General features: G+C 62.9%; 6 protein-coding genes and 2 pseudogenes. 2 read left to right on the forward strand and 6 right to left on the reverse strand.

The genetic code is table 11. The features are described from left to right. Positions 1–58: 58 nt before the first annotated feature. The 5 genes and pseudogenes from B2V21_RS11370 to B2V21_RS11390 form a co-directional block, all read right to left on the reverse strand. A complete protein-coding gene (locus B2V21_RS11370) occupies positions 59–760 on the reverse strand; it encodes an ABC transporter ATP-binding protein (RefSeq protein WP_049862199.1) in 702 nt (233 codons plus the stop codon). Continuing rightward, complete coding sequence (livG, locus tag B2V21_RS11375) at positions 761–1,528, reverse strand: high-affinity branched-chain amino acid ABC transporter ATP-binding protein LivG (protein ID WP_049862198.1); 768 nt, start codon at positions 1,526–1,528, stop codon at positions 761–763. Next, complete coding sequence (locus tag B2V21_RS11380) at positions 1,525–2,778, reverse strand: high-affinity branched-chain amino acid ABC transporter permease LivM (RefSeq protein WP_286916899.1); 1,254 nt, start codon at positions 2,776–2,778, stop codon at positions 1,525–1,527. Before B2V21_RS11380 ends, livG begins: the two co-directional genes overlap by 4 nt. Further along, positions 2,775–3,689 (reverse strand): high-affinity branched-chain amino acid ABC transporter permease LivH, encoded by a 915-nt coding sequence (livH, locus tag B2V21_RS11385; RefSeq protein ID WP_286916900.1) that lies wholly within the window; start codon positions 3,687–3,689, stop codon positions 2,775–2,777. Before livH ends, B2V21_RS11380 begins: the two co-directional genes overlap by 4 nt. Positions 3,690–3,897: 208 nt before the next feature. Continuing rightward, positions 3,898–4,994 (reverse strand): annotated as a pseudogene (locus B2V21_RS11390) (branched-chain amino acid ABC transporter substrate-binding protein). A 370-nt stretch (positions 4,995–5,364) separates the two neighbouring features. On the opposite strand from B2V21_RS11390, the gene B2V21_RS11395 reads away from it, so the two are divergent. Continuing rightward, a complete protein-coding gene (locus B2V21_RS11395; protein ID WP_049862369.1) occupies positions 5,365–5,670 on the forward strand; it encodes a DUF2288 domain-containing protein in 306 nt (101 codons plus the stop codon). 177 nt (positions 5,671–5,847) lie between these two features. Here B2V21_RS11395 and rapA read toward each other — a convergent pair. Further along, a pseudogene (gene rapA, locus B2V21_RS11400) lies at positions 5,848–8,650 on the reverse strand (RNA polymerase-associated protein RapA). Positions 8,651–8,852: 202 nt separating this feature from the next. Here rapA and B2V21_RS11405 point away from each other — a divergent pair. Then, a partial coding sequence (locus tag B2V21_RS11405; protein ID WP_414708388.1) for an iron-sulfur cluster assembly protein occupies positions 8,853–9,219 on the forward strand: 367 nt, incomplete at its 3' end.

The raw sequence follows: 9,219 nt of genomic DNA on the forward strand, positions 1-9,219 counted from the left end.
CAGACCGCTCCTACGGGTAGCGGAGCGTCAACTCCCATGTATGAGCCTGGCGGCCCACTCAACCGCCCAGATAGGCCTCGCGCACCTTTGGATCGGTCAGCAGGGCTTCGCCGCTGCCCTGCATGACCACTCGGCCGTTTTCCAGCACATAGGCGCGGTCGGCGATCTTCAGGGCCTGGTTGGCGTTCTGCTCCACCAGAAACACGGTCACGCCGTCGCGTCGCAGCTGTTCGATGATGTCGAAGATCTGCTGGATGATGATCGGCGCCAGGCCCAGCGAGGGTTCGTCGAGCAGTAGCAGCTTGGGTTTGCTCATCAGCGCGCGACCGATGGCCAGCATCTGCTGTTCACCGCCGGACATGGTGCCGCCGCGCTGGCTGAAGCGCTCCTTGAGCCGCGGGAACAACGCCAGGACCTTGTCCATCTGTTCCTGATAATCACCCTTGTCGGTGAAGAACCCGCCCATGGCCAGGTTTTCCTCGACGGTCAGGCGCGCGAACACCCGTCGGCCCTCGGGCACCACGGCAATGCTCTTGCGCATGATTTCCGCCGATTCCTTGCCCACCAGCTCTTCGCCCATGTAGCGAATGCTCCCCGAGTGCGCCCTTGGCGCGCCGCAGAGGGTCATCAGCAGGGTCGACTTGCCCGCGCCGTTGGCGCCGATCAGCGTGACGATCTCGCCCTGGCGGACCTCCACGTTGACCCCGTGCAGCGCCTGGATCTTGCCGTAGAAGGTGGAAACGTTTTCGAACTGCAGCATTTACGCTTCCCCCAGGTAGGCTTTGATGACGTCAGGATTGTCACGGATCTGTTCGGGCGTGCCATCGGCCAGGGGGGTGCCCTGGTTGATCACGACGATGTGGTCGGAAATGCTCATCACCAGCTTCATGTCATGCTCGATCAGCAGCACGGTGGCGTTGTGTTCTTCACGCAGAACGCCGATCAGGGCCTTCAGGTCATCGGTTTCACGCGGGTTGAGGCCGGCTGCAGGCTCGTCGAGCATCAGCATGCGCGGTCGCGTCATCATGCAGCGAGCGATTTCCAGGCGGCGTTGCTGGCCATAGGCGAGCGTCCCCGCAGTGCGATTGGCGAACTCCTTGAGGTTGACCTTTTCCAGCCAGTATTCGGCGTACTCCATGGCGTCCCTTTCGCTCTTGCGAAAGTTCGGCGTCTTGAACAGACCGGCGAAGAAATTGGTGTTCAAGTGCCGATGCTGGGCGATCAGCAGATTCTCCAGCGCGGTCATTTCCTTGAACAGGCGTACGTTCTGGAAGGTGCGCACCACGCCCTTGCGGGCGATCTGATGGCCTGGCAGACCCTGGATCGGCTGGCCATCGAGCAAGATGGTTCCGCCGCTGGGCTTGTAGAAACCGGTCAGGCAGTTGAACACCGTGGTCTTGCCGGCGCCGTTGGGGCCGATCAGGGCCACCACCTGCTTTTCCTTCACGCTCAGGGCCACACCGTTGACCGCCAGCAGGCCGCCGAAGCGCATGCTCAGGTCAGTGACTTGCAGAATGTTCTGGCTCATTTGCGCAGCTCCAGGTGGGGACGCTGCATCGGAAGCAAGCCTTGCGGACGCCAGATCATCATCAGCACCATCAGGGCGCCGAACATCAACATGCGGTAGTCGCTGAACTCACGCATTAACTCAGGCAGCAGGATCATCACGATGGCGGCAAGGATCACCCCCAGCTGCGAACCCATGCCACCCAACACGACGATGGCAAGAATGATCGCCGACTCGATGAAGGTGAACGACTCCGGGGTAACCAGGCCTTGGCGCGCGGCGAAGAAGCTGCCGGCAAAGCCTGCGAAGGCTGCGCCCAGGGTGAACGCGGAAAGCTTGATCACGGTCGGGTTCAGGCCCAGCGCGCGGCAGGCGATCTCGTCTTCGCGCAAGGCTTCCCAGGCGCGGCCAATGGGCATGCGCAACAGGCGATTGATGACGAACAGCGCGGCCAGGGCCATCAGCAGGGCGATCAGGTAGAGGAAGATGACCTTGCTGATCGGGCTGTATTCCAGACCGAAGAACTGGTGGAAGGTCTGGCTGCCCTCGGCGGCGCGGCGTTCGAACGTCAGGCCGAACAACGTCGGTTTCTCGATGTTGCTGATGCCGTTCGGGCCACCGGTGATGTCGGTGAGGTTGCGCAGGAAGATCCGGATGATTTCGCCGAAGCCCAGCGTCACGATAGCCAGGTAGTCACCGCGCAGACGCAGCACCGGGAAGCCCAGCAGGAAGCCGAAGGTGGCCGCCAGCAGGCCTGCCAGCGGCAGGCATTCCCAGAAGCTCAGGCCGAAATAGTGCGACAGCAGGGCGTAGCCATAGGCGCCGACCGCGTAGAAGCCGACGTAGCCCAGGTCGAGCAGGCCCGCCAGACCGACCACGATGTTCAGCCCCAGGCCGAGCATGACGTAGATCAGGATCAGGGTCGCGATGTCGACCGCGCCGCGTGAGCCGAAGAACGGCCAGATGAACGCCAGCACCACCAGGGCCAGGATGGCCCAGCGCTGAGTGCTGGGCAGGGTCAGGAAGTTCGAGGCCTTGGCCGGTATCAACGGGCGGCTCGAATCGCGGCGCAGGCTGCCGATGCGTTCGGCGAACAGCACCCGCAGGAACATCAGCACCGAACAGCCGGCGATGATCAGCAGGGTGCCGGTGCTGGCGTTCTGCACGACCAGGGTGACACCGGAGAAGGCCAGTTTCAGGCCCAGTACCGGGTAGGCCACGGCCCACACCAGTGCCGCGCTGAAGAGCGCGGATCGAAGAGACTTGCTCATACTTTCTCAACCTCCGGGCGGCCCAGAATGCCGGTCGGCCGGAACAATAGAACCAGGACCAGCAGGCCGAACGAAACGACGTCCTTGTACTGGTCACCGAAGATATCCGCGCCGAAGGCTTCGGCCACGCCCAGAACCAGGCCGCCGAGCATGGCACCTGGAATGCTGCCGATGCCGCCCAGGACCGCAGCGGTGAAGGCCTTGAGCCCGACCAGGAAGCCGGCGCTGGGGTTGATCACCCCGTATTGCATGCTCAGCAGCACCGCTGCGACGGCCGCCAGTGCCGCGCCGATGACGAAGGTCAGGGCGATGATCGCGTTGGTATTGATGCCCAGCAGGTTGGCCATCTTCATGTCCTCGGCGCAGGCGCGACAGGCGCGGCCCATGCGCGAGCGGGAAATGAACAGGGTCAGGCCGTACATCGCGGCCAGCGTCACCATGAACACCAGGATCTGCATGTAGGAAATCTGCACTTCCTCGGCGCCACCGGGGCCGAAGGTCAGGCTGCCGGGAAGCAGGTTGGGAATGGCGAAGTTGCCCGAGCCCTGGGACAGCTGCACCGAGTTCTGCAGGAAGATCGACATGCCGATCGCCGAGATCAGCGGGATCAACCGGTTGCTGTTGCGCAGCGGCCGATAGGCGACTCGTTCGATGCTGTAGCCGTAGGCGCTGGTGACCAGGATGGCGGCGGCGAAGCCGGCGATCATCAGGATCGGAAGACTGTGGATGCCCAGCATGGCCAGGCCCGCCAGGACAATGAAGGTGACATACGAACCGATCATGTACACCTCGCCATGGGCGAAGTTGATCATGCCGATGANNATCGTGTAGCCGATGGCGATCAATGCATAGGTGCTGCCGATGGTCAGGCCATTCACCAACTGCTGCATGTAGTGGAATAGTTCAGGCATTTACCGCGCTCCTAAAAACCTGTTCGCATTTCTCCGGCCATGTCCGAGCGCTCTCCTTGGCGCAGTGTTGCCGGGCAGGGCAGGTGAACCGCTGGTCACGGTTTCAAGATTTTCAGGGGGCCAGTCGGTGGATTGCACCGGCTGTACCCGTCACTCGTAAAACAAAGCCCACTGCGGTGCAGTGGGCTTTGTGGGGGTGTTGCCAGGCTTACTGGGCGGCTTCGGTCTTCGGCTTGCCGAAGTGCCACTCGTAGACCACGAACTGGAAGTTCTTCAGGTCGCCCTTGGTGTCGTAGCTCAGCTCACCCATTGGCGTCTTGAAGGTACCGGCGTGAATGGCCGCAGCCACCTTGTCGGTGTCTTCGCTCTTGGCGGCGGTGATGCCGTCGGCAATCACTTGCACAGCCGAGTAGGACGGGTAGACGAACGGACCGCTAGGATCCTGTTTCTTGTCCTGGAAGGCCTTGGTCAGAGCGACGTTGGTCGGGTCCTTGTCGAAGGATTTGGGCAGGGTGACCAACAGGCCTTCGGAGGCTTCGCCGGCGATCTGCGAAATCGAGTCGTTACCCACGCCTTCAGGGCCCATGAACTTGGCGTTCAGGCCTTTTTCCTTGGACTGGCGCAGGATCTGGCCCAGTTCCGGGTGGTAGCCGCCGTAGTNNGCTTGAGCTTGGCGATCAGCGAGGAGAAGTCCTTGTCACCGGCATTGATGCCTTCGAACACGGCGACCTTGACGCCTTTGCCTTCCAGGGTGGTCTTGACCGCGCTGGCAATGCCTTCGCCGTACTGCTGCTTGTCGTGGATCACGGCCACGGTCTTGGGCTTGACCACGTCGGCGATGTAGTTGCCGGCGGCAGGGCCCTGGGCACTGTCCAGGCCGATGGTACGGAAGACCAGCTTGTAGCCACGTGCGGTGAGCTCGGGGCTGGTGGCCGCCGGGGTGACCATGATGATGCCTTCGTCTTCGTAGACGTCGGAGGCAGGCTGGGCGGAGCTGGAGCACAGGTGCCCGACGACGAACTTGACGCCGTCGTTGACCACTTTGTTGGCGACCGCAACGGCTTGCTTCGGATCGCAGGCATCGTCGTATTCGACCGCTTCGAGTTTCTTGCCGTCGACGCCGCCTTTGGCGTTGATCTGCTCGATGGCCATCTTCGCGCCGTTGAACTGCATCACGCCGTATTCGGCGACCGGACCGGTCTTGGGACCGGCGATACCGATCTTGATGGTGTCGGCCGCCATCGAGTGGCTGGCGACGCCGGCCAGAACCAGAGCGGCAAACAGTTTGGAAATCTGCTTATTCATTAGTGCTCCCTTTTTGCGTTGTATTTTTTATAGTCCTGGCCGAACAGGCGACGGACCGAATCTTGGCCATCCCCACCGCTTTACCCCCTCGGCGAGACATGACAGACGACATCCGAATCTGCACCCGACAACTGTACCGGTACAGTGTAGAGCGCCGCTTTATCCGTTGGAAAGCTGGCGTTTGCAGCGAAATCGATCGGTTGTCGCTAAATCGACATAAAGTTACAGATTCGAGTACATTTCGGCGGGTGACAGCGCCATAAAGCCCCGATTACAAGGGCAAAACTCGAAGCTGTATATTGCAACCGGGTTTTTCCAGGTGATTCGGACGGCTATCATGGCGCCGATTTTTTTCCTGACGGTAAAACCCATGACTGAAAACGCTAGCACCCTCTATGCCAAGCTGCTGGGCGAGACTGCAATTATTGAATGGCAGGCGCTGCAGCCCTTTTTCGCCAAGGGTGCCCTGTTGTGGGTCGATCCTGCGCTGGATTTGATCACGGTGGCGCAAGCGTTGGCTGAAGACGCACACGCGTTGGTAGCTCAATGGCTGGCCGATGGGCAGGTCGAGAAGCTGTCTGCGCCGCGGGCTCTGGATTTCTGCGAGCGCGATCCGACGCTATGGGCGGTGGTGGTTTCGCCCTGGGTGGTGATCCAGGAAAGGGCGTCGCAGTAAAAGCTGCACCGTACTGGTGCGGCACTGAATCATTATTGGCGGGGGCTGTTCGGCGCTGCATCCGATGGCGAGACAAGCGCAGGGCGTAAGAGTGAGCGAGCGACACGCTCAGTAACAGGTGGGGTGAAACCGTAACGCCTTGCCTCGCAGGCTTGGGCCTGCGAGGCAAGTGCTGGATCAGCCTGCTACCAGAACCCGGATCGCTTCCAGGCGCAGGGCGGCCTTCTCGAGCATCGCCAAGCCTTCCTCACGCTGCTTGCGCAGGGCGACCAGTTCACTGTCACGCACGGTTGGATTGACTGCCTGCAGAGCGGTCAGGCGCGCCAGTTCTTCATCCGTCTCGGCGGCCAGACGATGTTGTGCCTGGGCCACGCGTTCGGCATGACGCGGCGCGATCTTGCTTTCACCGGCAGTGATACGCGGTGCCAGCACATCGCGCTGGGCCTGGATGAACTTGTTGGCGCTGGCCTTGGGCACGCTTTCGAGCTGGTCGTTGAGGGTTTCGAACGAGACGCGCGACGCCAGGTCGTTGCCATTGGTGTCGAGCAGGCAGCGCAGGGCAGCCGGCGGCAGGTAACGCCCCAGCTGCAGCGAGCGCGGTGCCACCACTTCGCTCACGTAGAGCAGCTCCAGCAGCACGGTGCCAGGCTTGAGCGCCTTGTTCTTGATCAGCGCCACGGCGGTGTTGCCCATGGAGCCCGCCAGCACCAGGTCCATGCCGCCCTGCACCATGGGNNTCGCGGTCGTAGGTGATGGTCACGCCTTCGTCGTCGCCCAGCGGGAAGCTGGCGTCCAGCATCTTTTCGCTGGGGCGCAGGATGAGCGCGTTGTCCGAATGGTCCTCGCTGTCGATGCCGAAGGCGTCGAAGAGGGTTTCCATGTAGATCGGCAGGGCGAATTGGTCGTCCTGCTCCTCGATCGCCGCCACCAGTGCCTGACCTTCACCGTCGCCGCCGGAGTTGAGCTCCAGCAGCCGGTCACGCCCGGTGTGCAGCTCGCTTTCCAGCGCTTCGCGACAGCCGCGGGCTTCGTCGATCAACGCTTGCCATTCACCGTCGTCGGCGTTTTCCAGCATCGGCAGCAAGCGCGGACCGAATTGATGCTGCAGCGCGTTGCCGGTCGGGCAGGTGTTGAGGAAGGCATTGAGCGCACCGTGGTACCACTGGAACAGACGCTCCTGCGGACTGTTTTCCAGGTACGGCACGTGCAGCTCGATGATGTGCTTCTGGCCAATCCGGTCGAGACGACCGATGCGCTGCTCCAGCAGGTCGGGGTGCGCAGGCAGGTCGAACAGCACCAGGTGGTGGGCGAACTGGAAGTTGCGCCCCTCGCTGCCGATTTCCGAGCAGATCAGGACTTGTGCGCCGAATTCCTCGTCGGCGAAGTAGGCCGCCGCACGGTCCCGTTCCAGAATGCTCATGCCTTCGTGGAAGACCGTGGCCAGGGTGCCGGAGCGCACGCGCAGGGCGTCTTCCAGGTCCATCGCGGTTTCGGCATGGGCGCAGATGACCAGCACCTTGGTGCGCTTGAGCATCTTGAGGGTGTCGATCAGCCATTCAACCCGTGGATCGAAACGCCACCAGCGCTCGGCTTCTGCGTCCTCGGCCTGGGCCTGGAAGCTGACTTCCGGGTACAGATCGGCGTGTTCGCCCAGGGGCAGTTCCAGGTATTGGTCCGGGCTCGGCAGCGGGTAGGGGTGCAGCTTGCGCTCGGGAAAGCCCTGCACCGCCGCACGGGTGTTGCGGAACAGCACGCGCCCGGTGCCGTGGCGATCGAGCAGTTCACGGATCAGGCGCGGGCCGGCTTCCTCGTCGCCGGCATTGACCGCCGCGACCAGGGTGTCGCCATCAGCGCCAAGCAGACCATGGATGGTCTGCTGCGCGGTGGTCGATAGCCGACCCTTGTCCAGCAGCTCCTGCACGGCCTCGGCGACCGGGCGGTAGTTCTCGCTTTCGGCGCGGAAGGCGGCCAGGTCGTGGAAGCGGTTCGGATCGAGCAGGCGCAGGCGGGCGAAATGGCTGTCCTGGCCCAATTGCTCGGGGGTAGCGGTGAGCAGCAGCACCCCGGGAATGACCTCGGCCAATTGCTCGACCAGGGAGTACTGCGGGCTGGCCTTTTCCTCGTGCCACACCAGGTGGTGCGCCTCGTCGACCACCAGGAGGTCCCAGCCAGCGGCGAACAGCGCATCCTGGGCCTTCTCGTCTTCGGTCAGCCATTCCAGCGAGACCAGCGCCAGTTGCGCATCTTCGAACGGGTTGCTGGCATCGCTCTCGATGAAGCGCTCGGCATCGAACAGCGCCACCTGCAGGTTGAAGCGTCGACGCATTTCCACCAGCCATTGGTGCTGGAGGTTTTCCGGCACCAGGATCAGCACGCGGCTGGCGCGGCCAGACAGCAGCTGGCGGTGAATCACCAGGCCGGCTTCGATGGTTTTGCCCAGGCCCACTTCGTCGGCCAGCAGTACACGCGGGGCGATCCGATCGGCCACCTCGCGAGCGATGTGCAACTGGTGCGCGATGGGTTGCGCACGCACGCCGCCCAGGCCCCAGAGCGAGGACTGCAACTGCTTGCTGGTGTGTTCCAGCGTGTTGTAGCGCAGCGAGAACCACGGCAGCGGATCGATCTGCCCAGCGAACAGGCGGTCGCTGGCCAGGCGGAACTGGATGAAGTTGGACAGCTGGGTTTCAGGCAGCGTGCATTGCTCGTTCTGCGCATTCAGGCCGTGGTAGACCAGCAGGCCGTCGGCGTCGTCGACTTCGCGCACGGTCAGTTTCCAACCTTCGAAGTGGGTGATCACGTCGCCCGGGGAAAAACGCACGCGCGTCAATGGGGCATTGCGCAATGCGTACTGGCGGGTTTCGCCGGTGGCCGGGTAGAGCACGGTGAGCAAGCGACCGTCCTGGGCCAGGACGGTGCCCAGGCCGAGTTCCGCTTCGCTGTCGCTGATCCAGCGTTGCCCCGGTAGATACTGCTGCGCCATGCTGCCTGTCTCCCGCTTTTGAAAAGGCGCTGATTCTAACGGATTGGGGGGCGCAGGGCCAAAGGTATGCTGAATAATCTGGGCGCCGGGCACCGATGCCGTGGACGGCCTGCCGGCGCGCGCGCAAATCCAATCTGCCGGTGCCCGGGCAGACGCGTTAGGATAGCCGCCTGTTTTGCTCAGTCTTTGATCGGGAGTAGCCATGAGCACCGTGAATCGCGCAGCGGTGGAAGCCGTCCTTCGCCAGTACACCGACCCTTACCTGAACCAGGATCCGGTCAGCGCCGGCTGTGTGCAGGCCATCGATATCGACGGCGGGCAGGTGCAGGTGCGCCTGCAACTGGGGTACGCCGCCGGCCTGTTCAAGAACGGCTGGGCCCAGGTGTTGCAGACCGCCGTCGAAAACATCGCCGGCGTCTACCGTGCCCGCGTGCAGATCGATTGCGTGGTCCAGGCGCACAAGGCGCAGGCGCAGATTCCCGGCCTGGCCAACGTCAAGAACGTGGTGGCCGTGGCCTCGGGCAAGGGCGGGGTCGGCAAGTCGACGACCGCGGCCAACCTGGCCCTGG

Source organism: Pseudomonas sp. UBA6276, from assembly GCF_002438365.1.
In the GTDB taxonomy this organism is placed as follows: Bacteria; Pseudomonadota; Gammaproteobacteria; order Pseudomonadales; family Pseudomonadaceae; genus Aquipseudomonas; species Aquipseudomonas coleopterorum.